The sequence below is a fragment of the Pseudomonas sp. NPDC077408 genome (genome assembly GCF_050269105.1).
GTDB lineage: Bacteria > Pseudomonadota > Gammaproteobacteria > Pseudomonadales > Pseudomonadaceae > Stutzerimonas.
In genome coordinates this window covers 873,454-890,946 of record NZ_JBNNHS010000001.1, presented here as the reverse complement: position 1 = coordinate 890,946, position 17,493 = coordinate 873,454, and the positions used below count along the sequence as shown (strand labels likewise).

The 17,493-nt window shown below is 59.3% G+C and carries 18 protein-coding genes; 11 read left to right on the top strand and 7 right to left on the bottom strand.

Annotated elements, in window-relative coordinates:
- Positions 1 to 2: 2 nt before the first annotated feature.
- Complete coding sequence (locus tag ACQKEK_RS04430) at positions 3 to 233, top strand: YheU family protein (protein ID WP_046163763.1); 231 nt, start codon at positions 3 to 5, stop codon at positions 231 to 233.
- Between the two features lie 3 nt (positions 234 to 236).
- Here ACQKEK_RS04430 and ACQKEK_RS04425 read toward each other — a convergent pair whose 3' ends face one another.
- From ACQKEK_RS04425 to ACQKEK_RS04405, 5 genes are all read right to left on the bottom strand, one after another.
- Entirely contained in the window at positions 237 to 659 is a 423-nt protein-coding gene (locus ACQKEK_RS04425; protein WP_046163764.1) for a hypothetical protein, read from the bottom strand.
- A gap of 131 nt (positions 660 to 790) precedes the next feature.
- A complete protein-coding gene (locus ACQKEK_RS04420) occupies positions 791 to 1,936 on the bottom strand; it encodes an MFS transporter (RefSeq protein WP_499141360.1) in 1,146 nt (381 codons plus the stop codon).
- Positions 1,937 to 2,044: 108 nt separating this feature from the next.
- Complete coding sequence (locus ACQKEK_RS04415; RefSeq protein WP_499141202.1) at positions 2,045 to 2,851, bottom strand: SDR family oxidoreductase; 807 nt, start codon at positions 2,849 to 2,851, stop codon at positions 2,045 to 2,047.
- Positions 2,852 to 3,044: 193 nt separating this feature from the next.
- On the bottom strand, positions 3,045 to 4,700 hold the full coding sequence (locus ACQKEK_RS04410; protein WP_499141201.1) for a cation acetate symporter: 1,656 nt from the start codon (positions 4,698 to 4,700) through the stop codon (positions 3,045 to 3,047).
- A complete protein-coding gene (locus ACQKEK_RS04405; protein ID WP_128120568.1) occupies positions 4,700 to 5,014 on the bottom strand; it encodes a DUF485 domain-containing protein in 315 nt (104 codons plus the stop codon). Before ACQKEK_RS04405 ends, ACQKEK_RS04410 begins: the two co-directional genes overlap by 1 nt.
- 268 nt (positions 5,015 to 5,282) lie before the next feature.
- Between ACQKEK_RS04405 and ACQKEK_RS04400 the strand changes: the two genes are divergently transcribed.
- The 4 genes from ACQKEK_RS04400 (at position 5,283) to ACQKEK_RS04385 (ending at position 8,937) form a co-directional block, all read left to right on the top strand.
- Positions 5,283 to 5,510, top strand: coding sequence for a DUF2061 domain-containing protein (locus ACQKEK_RS04400; protein ID WP_128120567.1), 228 nt, complete (start codon positions 5,283 to 5,285; stop codon positions 5,508 to 5,510).
- A gap of 434 nt (positions 5,511 to 5,944) precedes the next feature.
- Entirely contained in the window at positions 5,945 to 7,237 is a 1,293-nt protein-coding gene (locus tag ACQKEK_RS04395; protein WP_128120566.1) for an alpha/beta fold hydrolase family protein, read from the top strand.
- Between the two features lie 19 nt (positions 7,238 to 7,256).
- The gene (locus ACQKEK_RS04390) at positions 7,257 to 8,000 is read left to right on the top strand and encodes an MlaA family lipoprotein (protein WP_101153055.1); all 744 of its coding nucleotides are present in this window, start codon (positions 7,257 to 7,259) and stop codon (positions 7,998 to 8,000) included.
- A gap of 91 nt (positions 8,001 to 8,091) precedes the next feature.
- A complete protein-coding gene (locus ACQKEK_RS04385) occupies positions 8,092 to 8,937 on the top strand; it encodes a pirin family protein (RefSeq protein WP_499141199.1) in 846 nt (281 codons plus the stop codon).
- Here the strand turns inward: ACQKEK_RS04385 and ACQKEK_RS04380 are convergent.
- Entirely contained in the window at positions 8,927 to 9,877 is a 951-nt protein-coding gene (locus tag ACQKEK_RS04380) for a lipid A biosynthesis lauroyl acyltransferase (protein WP_499141197.1), read from the bottom strand. The genes ACQKEK_RS04385 and ACQKEK_RS04380 overlap by 11 nt on opposite strands.
- A 159-nt stretch (positions 9,878 to 10,036) precedes the next feature.
- Here ACQKEK_RS04380 and minC point away from each other — a divergent pair, with 159 nt between their 5' ends.
- From minC to ACQKEK_RS04355, 5 genes are all read left to right on the top strand, one after another.
- Entirely contained in the window at positions 10,037 to 10,768 is a 732-nt protein-coding gene (gene minC / locus ACQKEK_RS04375) for a septum site-determining protein MinC (protein ID WP_499141196.1), read from the top strand.
- 91 nt (positions 10,769 to 10,859) lie between these two features.
- Complete coding sequence (minD, locus tag ACQKEK_RS04370; RefSeq protein ID WP_128120563.1) at positions 10,860 to 11,675, top strand: septum site-determining protein MinD; 816 nt, start codon at positions 10,860 to 10,862, stop codon at positions 11,673 to 11,675.
- Entirely contained in the window at positions 11,672 to 11,929 is a 258-nt protein-coding gene (gene minE / locus ACQKEK_RS04365; RefSeq protein WP_019341568.1) for a cell division topological specificity factor MinE, read from the top strand. Before minD ends, minE begins: the two co-directional genes overlap by 4 nt.
- 84 nt (positions 11,930 to 12,013) lie before the next feature.
- Entirely contained in the window at positions 12,014 to 12,649 is a 636-nt protein-coding gene (locus ACQKEK_RS04360; protein ID WP_499141194.1) for an RluA family pseudouridine synthase, read from the top strand.
- An 83-nt stretch (positions 12,650 to 12,732) separates the two neighbouring features.
- On the top strand, positions 12,733 to 14,022 hold the full coding sequence (locus ACQKEK_RS04355; protein WP_499141193.1) for a M18 family aminopeptidase: 1,290 nt from the start codon (positions 12,733 to 12,735) through the stop codon (positions 14,020 to 14,022).
- Positions 14,023 to 14,054: 32 nt separating this feature from the next.
- On the opposite strand, the gene ACQKEK_RS04350 is transcribed toward ACQKEK_RS04355, so the two are convergent.
- Positions 14,055 to 15,017, bottom strand: coding sequence for an NAD(P)H-quinone oxidoreductase (locus ACQKEK_RS04350; protein ID WP_499141192.1), 963 nt, complete (start codon positions 15,015 to 15,017; stop codon positions 14,055 to 14,057).
- A gap of 295 nt (positions 15,018 to 15,312) precedes the next feature.
- On the opposite strand from ACQKEK_RS04350, the gene ACQKEK_RS04345 reads away from it, so the two are divergent.
- Positions 15,313 to 17,409, top strand: a complete 2,097-nt coding sequence (locus ACQKEK_RS04345) for a carboxy terminal-processing peptidase (RefSeq protein ID WP_499141191.1) — start codon at positions 15,313 to 15,315, stop codon at positions 17,407 to 17,409.
- The last annotated feature ends 84 nt before the right edge of the window (positions 17,410 to 17,493 follow it).

The following is a 17,493-nucleotide window of genomic DNA, read 5'->3' as shown; positions in this document are numbered from 1 at the left end:
CGATGCTCATCCCTTACGACCAGCTCGAACCTGACACCCTGACCCGCCTCATCGAAGACTTCGTGACCCGCGAGGGCACCGATAATGGCGACGAGACGCCGCAGGAAACCCGCGTCGAGCGGGTACGCCAGGCATTGCGCAAAGGCACCGCGGTCATCGTGTTCGATGTTGATCATCAGCAGTGCCAGCTCGCGCTCAGGCGCGAGGTGCCGAAGGAATGGCTGGAAGACTAGATTTCAGCTGAATACCCCGCCGTCACGCTCCCAGGCACAACGCATACGCAAATCGCGCTGGTGGGGGCTGTGCGAACCGCTTTCGGTTTCCCAGCGGAAGGTATGAATGCCGTTGAGTTCGGTCTCCAGGTGAACCACCGCGCTGGTCCAGTAGAGTTCGTTCAGTAGCGCCTCGAAGTGACGTACCCAGAGCGCCCATTCATATTCGACCGCGCGGTAGCTGGCGCCGAAGTGAATGATCTGGGTCTGATACACGCCTTCATCCATGCAGCAGGAAAACATTTCTCTTCCGAGAAAAGGCCAACCCTCACCTTGCGGCAAGCTGTACAGCGCACGGCGGTTGACTGCACGGCGCAGCCGACACTGCTCGGGGTCGGTCGAAGGCCAGTCACGAATGCTGCCGTAGACGATGGATTCCGGCTCCACAGGAACACTCCAGGCGAAAGTCCGACATGTTCGACCAATTCCGCTCGGCCTTCCAGCGCCCCGTGCGGACATGGCCCGCGCGCGAGTCGCAGAGGTGACGCAGACCACAACCTAAGGTAATAGCGGCACCTTCAGGGCGTCGTCGCAGCAGACAGATCTCGGCGGGGCGCCAGCCGCAAGGCGAGCAGCGACATTGCCGCTGACATGGTCGCGAGTACGAGGAAGGGTTCTCGGTAATCACCGGCGATATCGCGGCCCAAACCGGTCAGCACTGGCGTGAAACAGGCCAGGCAATAACCGGTGCAAAGCATCATCGCCGTCAGGCGGCTGACCGCAAGCGGCGAGTTCGCTTCGTACATGGGCAATACCAGTGACATCGAAAAGGTTCCGTTCAAGGCCACACCCAGCAGCATGCAGACCAGCAAGGGGTTGACCTGAGGAAGCCAGGCAATGACCAACAGACACACCGTCGCCAGTACGCCGCAGCAAGCCATCAGCAGGTGCCGCCGACCGAAGCGCTGCGCCAGCCAAGGCATGATGAACGCGCTGGGTAAACCGATCAGCATGAAGCCACTGAAAAATGCATTGCTCTGTAGCAGGCTGAAGCCGACCTCGTGGTAACGCGCCACCAGCCAAGTCGCCAGTGCGTAGAACAGACCGGCCTGCAAGGCGAAATAGATGCTCACCAACCAGGCGCGTGGCTCACGCCACGGCAGACCGGTGCGGCTCTCGACCGCCGGCTCCGGCTGGTTCGGCAGGCGCCACCAGATCAACAGCGCCAGCACTGCAGGAATAGCCCACAACGCCAGCCCCCAGGTCCAGCGATCGCCCAGCAGCTCGGCCGCCGGTGCGGTAAGCACCACGCCGATGGTGCCGCCAACAGCCATGCTCAACGAATAGTAGGCGGCCGTCTTACCCATCTGCTCGAGGAAATAACGCTTGATGAAGCCTGACAACAGCGGCCCGGCGACCGCGATTCCGGCACCCACCATGGCCGCCGTGCCAATCAATACCGGCGCGCTTTTACCGAACAGACGCAGTAATAGCGCCAGGCCGATCAAGCCAAGGCACAGGCTGATGGTGCGCTCCAGTCCGAAACGCACCGCCAGACGTGGCGCCAACGGCGCGAGCAACCCCATCAGCAGCACCGGCAAGGCGGTAGTAAGGCTGATAACGCTGCGGCTGAGACTGAGCTCCTCGGCGATGCGTTCGATCAGGGGTGCAAACGAGGTAATACCGGGACGAAGATTGATCGCGGCCAGCACCAGAGCCAGCATGAGCAGCCAGCGAGACGGATTTTTCACAGTGAGTCCAGAGGCAGACTGGGTAGGACCGGCAACCCTACTCCCGCCCCTGGATCAGGGCAAGCAAAACGGACCGACTGGTCAGGTTTTGCTCTTGCTACGTTTCTTCTCCGCCAGCAGCGCCATCTCGTCATAGATAGCCTGAGGGTTCTGCTGCTTGATTTTCCAAGCCGTCCGGCCTTCGTCATGCGGCAGGATCATAAACACGCCCTCGGCAACCTGACGGTATATGTAGTCGGCGATGTCGGCAGCAGAAATAGGCGACGCTTCGAGCAGCTTGCTGATCTGCGCTTTCATGTTGGGCGTCGGCCCACGATAGGAATCCATCAGATTGGTCTGGAAGAACGACGGACAGACCACATGAACCCCGACTTCCTGCTGCTTCAGCTCCACCAGCAGGCTTTCGGACAACGCCACTACGCCGGCCTTGGCCACGTTGTAGTTGCTCATTCCTGGCGCTTGCATCAGAGCCGCCATGGACGCGATGTTAATGATCTTGCCCTGGCTCTTCTGCACCAAAGGCAGGAACGCCTTGCAGCCCTTGACCACGCCCATCAGGTTGATCGCGATCTGCCAGTCCCAGTCCTCCAGCGACAGTTCTTCGAAAAAGCCACCCGAAGCGACGCCAGCGTTGTTAACCACTACATCGATGCCGCCAAAATTGCTCTCGCAAGCCTGTGCCAGCGCCGTTAGCTGGCTGTAGTCGCGCACGTCACAGCGCTGAGTGAAACCATCGCCGCCCGCCTCACGGACCATCTTCAGAGTTTCGGCCAGGCCGGCCTCGTTGACATCCGACAATGCCAGCTGCCAACCCTCGCGCGCCCAGCGCAACGCAATTTCGCGACCCAGGCCGGAACCGCCCCCTGTGACCATCATCCGATTTTGCATCGTTTGTAACCTTTTGTTCGTGGAGTTGCCACGAGTCTAGCGAAAGCCGCTGCAGGCTCCGGCCTCTATCGAAATGCTGAATGACTGGCATACCTCGCACCCGATTGACCGGGCTCTGAGTTACCCATAAACCTGCGGTGGCGCATAAAAAAAGCAGCCCGAAGGCTGCTCTTTTTTCAGCTGAGGTGTGAGGTCAGTGTGCGACCGCACCACTCGAGCCCAGACCGGTCTGCGAACGGATGAATTGCGGGAAGAAACGTGCGCGCTCTTCGGCAGCCGCTTTCGACTTGTCGGTAACCGAGAAGAACCATAGACCCGCGAACGACGCGATCATGGCGAACAGTGCCGGGTACTTGTACGGGAAGATGGCCTTCTCGAAGTGCAGCACATCGACCCATACCGTCGGACTGAGAATTGTCAGCAGCAACGCCGTGCCCAGGCCCATCGCGCCACCGATCAGCGCACCGCGGGTAGTCAAGTTCTTCCAGTACATCGAAAGGAACAGAATCGGGAAGTTGCAGCTCGCGGCAACCGAGAACGCCAGGCCCACCATGAAGGCAATATTCTGGTTCTCGAAAGCCACACCAAGAAGGATGGCCAGCACGCCCAGGGCCAGCGTGGTGCGCTTGGTCACCTTCATCTCGTCCTCTTCCTTGGCCTTGCCCTTCTTGATCACGCAGGCATAGAGGTCATGGGCGACAGCGGAAGCACCCGCCAGCGCCAGGCCCGAAACCACCGCGAGGATGGTGGCAAAGGCCACCGCGGAGATGAAGCCCAGGAACAGATTGCCGCCGACTGCCGAAGCCAAGTGGATGGCGACCATGTTGGTGCCGCCGACGATGGCGCCCGTGGCGTCCTTGAAGCTCGGGTTGGTGCTGACCAGCAGGATCGCGCCAAAACCGATAATGAACGTCAGGATATAGAAGTAGCCGATGAAGCCGGTCGCATAGAACACGCTCTTGCGCGCTTCTTTGGCATCAGCAACGGTAAAGAAGCGCATCAGGATGTGCGGCAGGCCAGCCGTGCCGAACATCAATGCCAGACCCAGCGAGATCGCGGAAATCGGGTCGGAAACCAGGCCGCCCGGGCTCATGATCGCCTGATGGCTCGGATGCAGCGCCACCGCCTCGGAGAACAGACGGCTGAAATCGAAGCCGACGTTGTACATCACCATGACCGCCATGAAGGTTGCACCAGACAGCAGCAGCACAGCCTTGATGATCTGCACCCAGGTGGTCGCCAGCATACCGCCGAACATCACGTACATGACCATCAGCACGCCGACCATCACCACCGCGACCAGATAGTCCAGGCCGAACAGCAACTGGATCAGCTTGCCGGCACCGACCATCTGCGCGATCAGGTAGAAGGCAACCACGATCAGCGAACCGCACGCAGATAGGATACGGATCTGAGTCTGTCCCAGGCGGTAGGAGGCTACGTCGGAGAAGGTAAATTTACCCAGGTTGCGCAGTCGCTCGGCCATCAGAAACAGAATGATCGGCCAGCCCACCAAGAAGCCGATCGAATAGATCAAGCCGTCGTAGCCGCTGGTAAAGACCAGCGCGGATATTCCGAGGAACGAGGCAGCCGACATAAAGTCACCCGCGATCGCCAGGCCGTTCTGGAAACCAGTGATGCTGCCGCCAGCGGTGTAGTAGTCAGAAGTGGAGGTGTTGCGCTTGGCCGCCCACTTGGTGATACCCATCGTGAACACGATGAATACGATGAACATGGAAATGGCGGTCCAGTTGGTGGCCTGTTTCTGTACATCGCCGGTTAGGGCGTCAGCAAACAGCGCCGGAGCAACTGCCATCAGAGCAGCTGCAGTCAGCAGGCGAGCGAACATTATTTCTGGGCCTCGTCGAGAATGTCCTGGGTGATACGATCGAACTCGCCATTGGCGCGTTGCACGTAGATTCCGGTCAGCACGAACGACAGGAAAATCAGGCCCAGACCCGCCGGGATACCCCAGGTGGTGACGGAGCCAGTGCTCAGAGGTGTTCCCAGCACCGCAGGGTCAAACGCGATGACAAGAATAAATGCGAAGTAAGCGGTCAGCATGATGGTCGCCAGCATCCAGGCGAAACGACCACGCTTGGCAACCAGCTCGTGGAATCGTGGATCAGCATTGATCTGCTGAATTACTGTCTCGTTGTTCATTGGGGTCTCCACACGGTCTCTGCCCACACATGAAGGCAGGGCGGCTACTTTAGGGCCGGCCCGTCTTAACGCCACTCGACCATGGTCTTGTTTTTATTTAGTGAGAGGCCCGTGCCAGACGCGTTGGCGCCTATCAGACCTACGCAAACGGAAGGCTATAGCGCTGGCCTATCTGGTCCATCGAACACGGTGATTTCCTACGCTACGCAGGCACAAGCACACTCCACCGCAACAGAGAATAATTCTCGATCGCTGCGGAGAATCGACCATGACCAAGACCGTTACCTTTACCCTGATGCACTTTTGCATCGCGTTCTCGGTCACCTACGCCTTGACCGGCAGCGCAGCAGCCGGTGGCTTGGTTGCCGCTATCGAACCCCTGTGCAACTCGGTGGGCTTTTACTTTCACGAGAAGGTCTGGCAGCGTCTGGACAAGCGTCAAACTGCTGCCGAGAAGCGCATCCCCGCTCACGCCTGGCTACATCACCAGGCGTAAGCGCTACCGCTCTCATCCAGCGCTACCACTGCAATCCCACGAAGCACCTGTGCCGTTAAGAAGCGTGTTAGCAAGCGTTCGAGCAACGACACTCAACTCAAACGTCTGCGCCTGCCGAGCGGTGACCAGCCGGTCACCAATCCACACTGGCCAGCTCGCAACCGGCTTTTTGCTATCACCGCTTAAAAGCGACGCAACCTGCCGGCTTAATTGCGGTCAATGCTTAGCGAAACGACATAGGGCAGGCAATTCCAGGCATCATCTGAGCGCGAAAATTCATGGTCACGGCGATCAGACCAAACTCGATGCCGACACCCCCACCGGTGTCCCAATTATCGTCGAGTGCACCGAACGGACCACGGCCCCGCCGCCGGCCCCTGAAAACTGAATATCAACCAGCCAAACCCCACCGTAGTCACCGGAGATCACCTCATATGCGATTGCTGCTGTGCCTGAGCGCACTGCTTGCACTGGTCGTTACGCCTGCCCACGCGGCAGACATCAGCGTCGAGCAATATGGCTATCCCTTAAGCAACCCATTCGAGGCGACGATAGCCACGACACCGGCGCCATTTCGCGCCGACTTGCCTGAAGATGACGACATCGATCAGGCGGACTACAGCCTGCGGCTACGTCCCGAGCGGGAGTTCACCCTGCCTGATAACTTCTGGGCGGTAAAACGACTCACATATCGGCTAGCAAAACAGCCTGGTCCAGCGCCGCTGATGTTCATCATCTCTGGCACCGGTGCGAGCTACTCAGCCGGCAAGACCGAGTCGCTGAAGCGGTTGTTCTACGGGGCCGGCTATCACGTGGTGCAACTGTCCTCTCCCACCAGCTTCGACTTCATCGCCGCTGCCTCGCGCTACGCAACGCCAGGCTACAGTCCGGGTGACGCCAAAGACCTCTATCGGGTAATGCAAGCCGTTCGCGCGCAGCAGCATGAGCTGCCGGTCACTGAGTTCAACCTGGTCGGTTATAGCCTGGGCGCGCTTAACGCTGCATTCGTCAGCAAGCTCGACGAGACGCGACAGAGTTTCAACTTCAAGCGCGTGCTGATGATCAACCCCCCGGTGAACCTTTACACCTCGATCAGCAACCTCGACAAGCTGGTGCAGACACAGGTTGATGCCATCGACAGCACCACCACCTTTTACGAAGTCGTCCTGGAAAAGCTCACGCGCTACTACCGGCAGCAAGGCACGATCAACCTGGACGAGGCGATGCTGTTTGACTTCCAGCAATCGGCGCTGCGACTTACCGATGAGCAGATGGCCATGCTGATCGGCTCGGTATTCCGCTTCTCCGCGGCCGATATTGCCTTCACCTCCGACCTGATCAACCGACGCGGCCTGATCGTGCCACCGAAATATCCAATCGATGAAGGCACCAGTCTCGAGCCGTTCTTCCGCCGCGCGCTGCTCTGTGATTTCGATTGTTATATCACCGAGCAGCTGATCCCCATGTGGCGCGCGCAGCAGGACGGCGGCAGCATGGCGCAACTGGTGCAACAGGTGAGCCTGTATGCGCTCGAGGATTACATGCGCAACAGTCCGAAAATCGCCGTCATGCATAACGCCGACGACATCATTCTCGGCGCTGGAGATCTGGGGTTCCTTCGCCGCACCTTCGGTGATCGCATGACGCTCTATCCTCGCGGTGGCCACTGCGGCAACCTCACCTACCGGGTCAACGCCCACGATATGTTGGAGTTCTTCCGTGGCTAAACGCGCTTTGCTTGCCGTCATGCTGCTAATCAGCAGCGTGACCCATGCCCAGACGGGGACTGTCGATGAGGATGGTTTCACCCATCCGCTGCGCAACCTGGAGTTCAACCCCGGTCTCGACCAGCGCGAATTTGAACGCGCCACCTTCGACGCGCTGAACATTTATGACCCCTGGGAGTCGCTGAACCGGCGCATGTACTACTTCAACTACCGTCTGGATCAGTTTGTGATGCTGCCTGCCGTCCGCGGGTACCGTTATGTAACGCCCAAGATCGTGAGGACCGGCGTCAGTAATTTCTTCGATAACCTCGGTGAAATCCCGACGCTTTTTAACAGCATCGCGCAACTTAAGGGCGAGCGGGCCATGACCACGACCGCGCGCCTGCTGTTCAACACGATTCTCGGCGTCGGTGGTGTTTGGGACCCTGCAACGCGTATGGGCTTGCCCCGCTACAATGAGGATTTCGGCCAAACCCTCGGCTTCTATGGCGTACCTCACGGCCCGTATCTGATCCTGCCCGCACTCGGCCCGTCGAACCTGCGGGACACCGCTGGCCAGGCAGTGGATTTTGGCGTTGAGCGACAGGTCGACTACTTCAGCTATGCCGAAGCCAGCGGTGGTGAATTCGGTCTCACCGCGCTGCGATTGATCGATATCCGTCACACGACGCCCCTGCGCTACGGCCAACTCAATTCGCCGTTTGAATACGAGAAGGTCCGCTACGTCTACACCCGCGCGCGGGAACTGCAGATCGAGGAATGATCGGCTGAATCGATACGACAGGTTCGAATTTCGCATTAGCGCATCGAGTTGCCGGCCGTAGTCTTAGCCCATCTGTTCTAGGAGCGATGCTATGACCACGCGTGAAGTCCTATCTGTCAGCACCGGCCGCGCCACCTCCGATGGCGCTGGCGTCAGCCTGACGCGGCTGTTCGGCGGCGCCGCGCCGGAGCGCTTCGATCCCTTTCTGATGCTCGATGAGTTCGGCTCGGACAACCCGGACGAGTACATCGCCGGCTTCCCGGCGCATCCGCACCGTGGCTTCGAGACCATCACTTACATGCTTGAAGGTCGCATGCGCCACGAAGATCACCTCGGCAATGTCGGCCTGCTAGAGAGCGGCGGTGTGCAATGGATGACCGCAGCACGCGGCGTCATTCACAGCGAGATGCCTCAGCAAGAACACGGCGCGATGCGCGGGTTTCAGCTGTGGCTCAACCTGCCGGCGAAAAACAAGCTGGACGAACCAAGTTACCGCGACTTCTCTCCCGCCGAAATCCCCCGAATAACACTGCCGAGCGGTGTCGAAGCGGTGGTGATTGCCGGCCAGCTCTGCGCCGAAGGCGTCACACAAGCCGGCGCTGTGCAACGCCCGAATACCGAGCCGCAGCTGTTCGATCTTTGCCTTCCAGCCGGCACGCGGCTGACGCCGCAGGTGTCCGACGGGCAGCGAGTCATCTTGTATGTGTTTGACGGCGAGCTGACGGTGGGTGGGCAACGCCTTGCAAAGAATCAGCTTGCCCGACTCTCTGGACAAGGAGAACTGGAGCTTTCAACCAGCAGCGGCGCCCGCGTCCTTTTTCTGGCAGGCCGCCCGATCAACGAGCCGATTGTGCAGTACGGCCCGTTCGTGATGAACAGCCGCGAAGAGATCGAACAGGCGCTGCGTGATTTCCGCGACGGTGTGTTTACACACTAACCGGCTTCTTCGGCCGCTTGCGGTACAGACTCGACTCCCCCTCCGGTCGGGTCTTGAAGCGCCGGTGGGCCCACAGGTACTGCTCAGGGTGCTGCCTGACCGCGTCTTCAATCCACTCGTTGATGCGGCGACAATCAGCCTCCTCGCTTTCGCCGGGGAAATCGTCCAATGGCGGATGCACCACCAGGCTGTAGCCTCTTCCTTCAGGCAGGCGTTCCAGCGTGTAAGGGATCACCCTAGCCCTACCAAGGCGTGCGAACTTGGTCGTTGCGGTCACGGTTGCCGCCTGAATACCGAACCAGGGTACGAAGATGCTTTGCTTGCGGCCGTAATCCTGGTCTGGCGCATACCAGATTGCCCGGCCCGCACGCAGAACTTTGAGCATGGCACGCACATCTTCACGCTCTATCGCTGTCGCATCCAGGTTGTGTCGCTCTCGGCCACGCCGCTGCACGTAATCGAACACCGGATTCTTGTGCTCACGGTACATTCCATCGATGGTGTGCCACTGGCCGAGCAGCGCTCCGCCGATTTCTAGCGTTGTGAAATGCAGCGTCATCAGGATCACGCCCTGCCCTTCTGCCTGCGCCTGCTGCAGATGCTCAAGCCCTTGGATTTGCGCCAGTCGCTGCAAACGCGACTTGGGCCACCACCAGCTCATGGCCATTTCGAAGAAGGCAATCCCGGTCGAGATAAAGTTCTCGCGCAGCAGTCGTTCACGCTCCTTTTCGCTCAACTCCGGAAAGCACAGCTGCAGGTTGCGCCGGGCAATCTGCCGTCTCGACCGTGCTACCCGGTACATCAATGCACCAAGACCGCGCCCCAGCCACAGCAAAACCCGATAGGGCAACTGCACCACCAGCCACAGTAGACCGAGGCCAAGCCACAGCAGCCAGAAACGAGGATGAAGAAATGATGCGCGAAAACGAGGACGATCCATTGGCAGTCCGAACCGATAAAAGCGCGCATTCTAGCGATAAATCATCCGCCAATGCGGCAGCGTTGCGATGCACGGCACCCGTCCGAGAGTGTGGGCGAGACTTGCAGGCGGCAGTTCGCCCCGCTATAAGTCCTCGCCATTTACCGCAGCAGGCAGACCATGAGCCAAGCCGATCTTACCGACCAAGCCCCCGTATTCCAGCTCAAGGGCAGCATGCTCGCCATCACCGTGCTGGAGCTGACACAGAACGACCTGCAGCGTCTGGATCAGCAGCTCGCCGTCAAGGTCGAACAGGCCCCGGACTTTTTCAATAACACGCCCCTGGTGCTGGCGCTGGACAAACTTCCCAGCGATTGCAACCTCGACCTGCCTGCCCTTATCGCGATCTGCCGAAAGCATGGCTTGCGTACCCTTGCGTTGCGTTCAGGCGACCCGCAAATCGTCGACGCCGCCGGCCGGCTCGATTTGCCCGTGCTACCGCCGTCGGGCGCTCGTGAACGCAAGCTCGACGTCACCAGCAAGGCCCCAAGCGAACCCGCCAAACCGGCAGAGCCCGCCTACCGCCCCACCCGCGTGATCACCACTCCCATCCGCGGCGGCCAGCAGGTCTATGCCCAGGGTGGCGATCTGATCGTGCTGGCCGCGGTGAGCCCCGGCGCGGAACTTCTCGCCGATGGGAACATCCATGTGTACGGCCCGCTGCGCGGGCGTGCGCTGGCAGGCATCAAGGGCGACGCCAATGCACGTATTTTCTGTCAGCAGCTAGCTGCTGAAATGGTCTCGATTGCCGGGCATTACAAGGTCGCCGAAGACCTTAGACGCGACCCTTTGTGGGCCGAAGCCGTGCAAATGAAGCTATCCGGCGACGTGTTGAACATCACCCGCCTTTAACGGATACTGCCGCGAATTTTCAAGCACCAAAACGGGCGTACTGTAAGCCGACTCGGCTACGGTCCCGACTTCATATTTAGGGTGAATCACCTTGGCCAAGATCCTCGTAGTCACTTCCGGCAAGGGTGGCGTCGGTAAAACCACTTCCAGCGCCGCCATCGGTACCGGCCTCGCCTTGCGCGGCCACAAGACCGTCATCGTCGACTTCGACGTCGGTCTGCGTAACCTGGACCTGATCATGGGCTGCGAGCGTCGCGTGGTGTATGACTTCGTCAATGTCATTCAGGGTGATGCCACCCTGACCCAGGCACTGATCAAGGACAAGCGTCTCGAAAACCTCTACGTCCTCGCGGCCAGCCAGACCCGCGACAAGGATGCGCTGACGCTTGAAGGCGTCGGAAAAGTCATCGACGAATTGGCCAAAAACTTCGAGTTCGTCATCTGCGACTCGCCGGCCGGCATCGAGAAAGGCGCGCACCTGGCCATGTATTTCGCCGACGAAGCCATTGTCGTAACCAATCCGGAAGTCTCCTCTGTTCGCGACTCGGACCGCATGCTGGGCCTGCTGGCCAGCAAATCCCGCCGCGCCGAAAACGGCGATGAGCCGATCAAGGAACATCTGCTGTTGACCCGCTACAACCCCGAGCGGGTGGTCAAGGGCGAAATGCTCGGTGTCGAGGACGTCGAGGAAATTCTGTCGATTCGTCTGCTCGGCGTCATCCCAGAATCCCAAGCCGTACTTAAAGCCTCCAACCAGGGCGTGCCGGTCATCCTCGATGACCAGAGCGACGCCGGCCAGGCCTACAGCGACGCCGTGGATCGACTGCTCGGCAAGGAAGTGAACCATCGCTTCCTCGACGTCAAGAAGCAGGGCTTCCTGCAACGCTTGTTTGGAGGCCGCGAATGAACCTTCTCGACTTCTTTCGTGAACGCAAGAAGAAGGAAACGCCAGCTAACATCGCCAAGGAACGTCTGCAGATCATCGTCGCCCACGAGCGCGGCCAGCGCACCCAGCCGGACTACCTGCCGGCGCTGCAGAAAGAGCTGGTCGAGGTGATTCGCAAGTACGTCAACATCGACAGCGATCAGGTTCAGGTCGCCCTGGAAGATCAGGGAAGCTGTTCGATCCTTGAGCTGAACATCACCTTGCCCGATCGTTGATCGACCAGGTAGTCGCCAGCACCCTAGTGTAGCGACAGATTCATCGGCGACTTCGGTCGCCGATGTCGTTTGCGGAATTCGAAAATGCCCCTCAGTCACATCCAGTTCGTTCACCAAGATGCCGCTCTGCTGGTCATCAACAAACCTACTCTGCTGCTGTCGGTGCCCGGTCGCGCCGATGACAACAAGGATTGTCTGGTCACCCGACTACAGGAAAACGGCTACCCCGAGGCGCGCATCGTTCATCGCCTGGACTGGGAAACCTCCGGCCTGATCGTGCTTGCACGTGACGCGGACAGCCACCGCGAATTGTCGCGACAGTTCCACGACCGCGAGACAGAAAAAGCGTACACCGCCCTATGCTGGGGCGAGCCCGAACAGGACAGTGGAAGCATTGAACTGCCGCTGCGCTACGACCCGCCGACCAAACCGCGACATGTGGTCGACCATGAGCTGGGCAAGCATGCGCTAACGTATTGGCGAGTCCTGGAGCGCTGCGGTGATTACAGCCGGGTCGAGCTCACCCCGATCACCGGCCGCTCCCATCAGCTGCGTGTCCACATGCTCTCGATCGGCCATCCCCTCTTAGGAGATCGCCTCTATGCGCACGAAAAGGCGCTCACCGCGCATGACCGGCTCTGCCTGCACGCCAGCATGCTTGCCCTGACCCATCCTCAAACTGGCGAACGTATGCGATTCGAGTGTCCGGCGCCGTTCTAAAAGGAGTGGCTACAGGCTGTGCGGCCTGTAGCTTGCACCTGATTCCGCGATAAACTCCGAGCCATTGCCGTCCGGAGCCAACCATGCGCGAAGAACTCAACCAGGGTCTGATCGATTACCTCAAGGCCTCCCCTACCCCATTTCATGCCACTGCCAGCCTTGCCCAGGCCCTGCAGGCCTCTGGCTACAAGCCCCTGGATGAAAGCGAGACTTGGCACACCGAACCGGGCGGTCGCTACTACGTCACCCGTAACGATTCAGCGATCGTCGCTTTCCAACTGGGTAGCCACTCGGTCATCGAACAGGGCATGCGCCTGGTCGGTGCGCACACCGATAGCCCCTGCCTGCGCGTCAAGCCGCAGCCCGAACTGCAGCGCCAAGGCTTCTGGCAGCTTGGCGTAGAAGTCTACGGCGGCGCGCTGCTTGCTCCGTGGTTCGACCGCGACTTGTCCTTGGCTGGACGCGTGACCTATAGCCGCGACGGTCGAATCGAAAGCCAGCTCATCGATTTCAAGCTGCCCATTGCGGTGATTCCAAGCCTTGCGATCCACCTGAATCGGGAAGCCAATCAGGGCTGGACAATCAACCCACAGAACGAACTACCACCGATCCTGGCGCAAGTCGCCAGCGAAGACAGCCCAGATTTCAGGGCGCTGCTGGCGGACCAACTCAGCCGCGAACATGGTCTGGTTGCGGACGTCGTACTCGATTTCGAGCTGAGTTTCTACGATACCCAAAGCGCTGCAGTGATCGGCCTGAATGGCGACTTTATCGCTGGAGCCCGCCTGGATAACCTGCTGTCGTGCTACGCGGGCCTACAGGCCCTATTGCGTGCGGGCACTGAGGAATCCTGTGTACTGGTCTGCACCGATCATGAAGAAGTCGGTTCTACGTCGATGTGTGGTGCGGACGGGCCGTTTCTCGAGCAAGTGTTGCGCCGCGTATTGCCTGAAGGTGAATCCTTCCAGCGCAGCATCAACCGCTCACTGATGATCTCGGCCGATAATGCTCACGCGGTGCATCCTAACTACAGCGACAAACATGACGGCAACCATGGCCCGAAACTCAATGCTGGGCCGGTGATCAAGGTCAACAGCAACCAGCGATACGCGACGAGTAGCGAAACCGCCGGCTTCTTTCGCCATCTCTGCCTGGAAAACGAAGTCTCGGTGCAGAGCTTCGTCACCCGCAGCGACATGGGCTGCGGCTCGACCATCGGCCCAATCACCGCCAGCCAGCTGGGCGTGCGCACGGTGGATATTGGCTTGCCGACCTTTGGTATGCACTCGATCCGCGAGCTGGCCGGCAGCCAGGATCTGGCGCATCTGGTGAAGGTACTCAGTGCATTCTATTCGAGCGCCGAGCTGCCTTAACTCTGGTCTCCAGGCGCATGCGCCTGGATTGTTTAGGCCAGACTGTCGTCGATAACCAACGCAACCTTCCCGGACACCCGGTTGCTTGCCAGGGCAGCAAATGCCGCTTCCACGTCGCGCGCCGGGAAACTGCGTTCCAATCGCGGCGAAAGAGTCTGGTTGGCGAAGAGCGGCCAGATTTTATTCTGCATGTCAGCCAGTAAATCGGCCTTGTCATCAGCCCCGCGGCTACGCAACGTAGAACCAATCAGCTGGATTCGTTTAGCCAATAGCAACCCCAGATCAACCTCGGCTTTGCGTCCGCCCATCAGGCCAATCATTACCCAACGTCCGTCCGTCGCTAGCAGCTGAGTGTTGAGCGCTACATACTTTGCACCAACCGGATCGAGAATCAGATCAAAGGGTCCGAAATCGCGAAGCGCTTCCAGTGACTCACCCCGAAGCACGCCGGCCTGGGCACCCAGCGACTCGCAATAGGCCAGACGATCGGTCGAACCGACGCTGACCCAGCATGGGTTGCCAAAGGCTTTGCACAATTGAATTGCAGCCGATCCCACACCACTGGCACCGGCGTGCAAGAGCACCTTCTCGCCGGGCTGCAGCACACCCAGGCGGAACAGATTGAGCCATGCCGTGGCATATACCTCGGGGATAACCGCCGCCTCTGGCAACGACAGGCCTTGCGGTACCGGAAGAACATGGCGGCTATCGACCACAACCTCCTCGGCCATGCCGCCACCCGCCAATAGAGCACATACACGGTCACCAATCTGGTAGGAAGCGCCAGCACCAACCTCGCTGATCACTCCGGAGCATTCCAGACCAAGGATATCGGTCACGCCGGGGGGCGGCGGATAGTGCCCCGCCCGTTGCAGCAAATCAGCACGGTTCAGACCTGCAGCGGCTACTTGAATCCTGACCTCTCCATCACCGCACTTCGCCGCGGTACGCTCCACCCACTCCACCTGTCCCTCGACGCCTTGCAATGCCTTCATGCTGCCTCCATAGTGGTTCATACCTGCGCCCGCTAAACCGTGACTCCGGCAGTGCAGGCCGTTGATTGAGTTCTGCCGAGGCCAAATAGCGATACGCCGGTCTAAAACCGTGGAATGCCTTTTCGGTATCCTCCGGTGCAGCGAACCGCTCTGCCCCTCGGTGAGATCTGAATCGCGGCGTGCCAGCCGCCAGATACCATCGGGCTGTGTTTTTCCCGCCGAGCGGATTCCGTCCCGGCGCCTGATTTGATGGCCTAATATGCGTTATTACTCAGCCTCGCGTCGCTCCTTCGATATGAAACGATCATTGACCGCAGGCTTTCTAGCCCTGCTGGTTGGCCTTCAGGCCACTGCCACCTTCGCCAAACCTGCCGACCCAAATGCATGGGACTACCTGCAGCCTGACCGTGATCAGGTGATTGCCAGCCTCAACGTAGTTGAGCTGCTCAAGCGCCATCACTACAACAAACCCCCGCTGAACGACGCCCGCTCGGCGAAGATCTTCGACAGCTACCTCGAGATGCTCGACCCTTCGCGCAGCTATTTCACTGCAGGGGACGTTGCCGAATTCGAAGCCTGGCGCAACCAGTTCGATGACTTCCTGAAGAATGGCAACCTTGAACCTGGGTTCATCATCTATAAGGTTCATCTGGAGCGACTGCAGAGCCGGCTGCAATATGCGCTGAGCCTGCTGGAGCAAGGCGTCGACAGTTTTGACTTCACCGTTGACGAGGAGCTGTTGATCGATCGCGAAAATGCAGCGCGTCCCGAGAACGAACAGGAACTGGATGACCTCTGGCGCAAGCGCGTAAAGGATGAGGTGCTGCGGTTGAAGATCGCCGGCAAGGAACCCAAGGCCATCGAGGAACTGCTCACCAAACGTTACAAGAATCAGCTGTCGCGCCTTGAGCAGACTCGTGGCGAAGACGTGTTCCAGACTTATATCAATGCCTTCGCGCAGTCCTACGATCCGCACACCCAGTATCTGTCTCCTGACAATGCGGAGAACTTCGACATCAACATGAGTCTTTCTCTGGAAGGGATCGGGGCTGTACTGCAGAGCGACAACGAGCACGTGAAGGTGGTCCGCCTTGTCCCGGCTGGCCCTGCTGAGAAGAGCAAGCAGATCGCGCCTGCCGACAAGATCGTCGGCGTTGGTCAGAGTAACGAAGAGATGGTCGATGTGATCGGCTGGCGGCTCGACGAAGTCGTCAAACTGATCCGCGGCCCCAAAGGATCAGTTGTCCGACTCGAAGTCATCCCGGCGAGCAACGCGCCAAACGACCAGAGCAGCAAAGTCGTCGCAATCACCCGCGAAGCGGTCAAGCTTGAGGAGCAGGCGGCGAAGAAGTCGGTGCTTAAACTCAATCAGGGCGGTCGTGACTACAAGCTCGGGGTCATCGAAATTCCGGCGTTCTATCTCGATTTCAAGGCCCTGCGTGCCGGCGACAAGGAATACAAGAGCACGACCCGAGATGTGAAAAAACTGCTCACGGAGCTGGAGAAGGAAAACGTCGACGGAGTCGTCATCGACTTGCGTAACAATGGCGGCGGTTCCCTTCAGGAAGCCACTGAACTGACCGGTCTGTTCATCGATCAAGGCCCTACGGTTCTGGTCCGCAATAGCGATGGCCGCGTCGACGTTCTGGCTGACGAGCAGCAAGGCGCGTTTTATAAGGGCCCGCTGGCGGTGCTGGTTAATCGACTGTCCGCATCGGCCTCGGAGATCTTCGCCGGCGCCATGCAGGATTACCACCGCGCACTGATCGTCGGTGGACAGACATTCGGCAAAGGCACCGTACAAACTGTCCAACCGCTTAATCACGGCGAACTCAAGCTGACGCTCGCCAAGTTCTACCGAGTCTCCGGACAAAGCACTCAGCATCAAGGCGTCATCCCGGACATCTCCTACCCCGCCGAAGTTGATACCAAGGAAATTGGCGAAAGCGCTCTGCCTGAAGCAATGCCATGGGACAGCATTCGCGCAGCGGTCAGCCCGGACATGAATCCGTTCAAGCCGTTCCTCGCCGAACTCAAGGCTCGTCATGAGGGGCGGACCAATGAGAATCCAGACTTTGTATTTACTCGGGATCGCCTCGCACTGACGCAGGAGCTTACTCACGAGACGACTATTAGTCTCAACGAGGAAAAGCGCCGGGCGCAGCAGGAGCGGATCGAGAAGCGTCAGCTGACACTGGAAAACACCTTGCGCAAGGCCAAGGGCGAAGAGCCACTGGCCAAGCTCGAAAAAGAAGACGAGACGACACCGCACGTTGAAGATAAAAAAATCAAACCCGAGGACGATGCCTATCTGTCAGAAAGCGGCAGAATCCTGCTGGATTACCTGGGCATGCAAGAGACGATGGCTAAGAACCAGCCTGTCGAGCGCTAAACAACAGATGTCATCAAAATGACATCGTAGTGTCGTGAAATGCGAAGGGCCGCCATTGTGCGGCCCTTCGCATTTTAAGGCCGC